Annotated in this window: 1 protein-coding gene; it reads left to right on the forward strand. The window is 64.1% G+C overall.

Annotated elements, in window-relative coordinates; translation table 11 throughout:
• Nucleotides 1-9 precede the first annotated feature (9 nt).
• A partial coding sequence (locus I6F37_RS46440; RefSeq protein ID WP_225154365.1) for an efflux RND transporter permease subunit occupies nt 10-446 on the forward strand: 437 nt, incomplete at its 3' end.

Genomic DNA, 446 nt, shown 5'->3' on the forward strand with positions numbered 1-446 from the left:
GCCCTGGTCGTGCGGACCGATGCTCTCGCCACGACGATTGAAGACCTGGCTCAGGCGCCGGTCGTCAATCGCGCTGGACTGGTCGTCCGCGTCGCAGATGTCGCCACCGTTGAACTTGGTCAAGCTCCACGCCTCGGCGGAGGCAGCCGTGACGGCCACGAAGCCGTCCTTGGGACTGCCTTGATGCTGGCGGGAGGCAACAGCCGGACTGCCGCTCAGGACGCTGCCGAACGCCTCGACCAGATCCGGCAATCGCTGCCTCCGAGCGTGGAAGCGGTCGTCGTCCTGGATCGCAGCGCACTGGTCAACTCGACCATTCAAACCGTCGCTCGAAACCTTTCCGAGGGCGCGTTGCTGGTGGTCGTCGTGCTGTTCCTGCTTCTTGGGAACATTCGGGCAGCGACCATTACCGCGCTCATGATCCCGATCTGTTTCCTCTTCGCGGT

This window comes from Bradyrhizobium sp. NBAIM08, from assembly GCF_020193935.1.
Taxonomy (GTDB): Bacteria; Pseudomonadota; Alphaproteobacteria; order Rhizobiales; family Xanthobacteraceae; genus Bradyrhizobium; species Bradyrhizobium yuanmingense.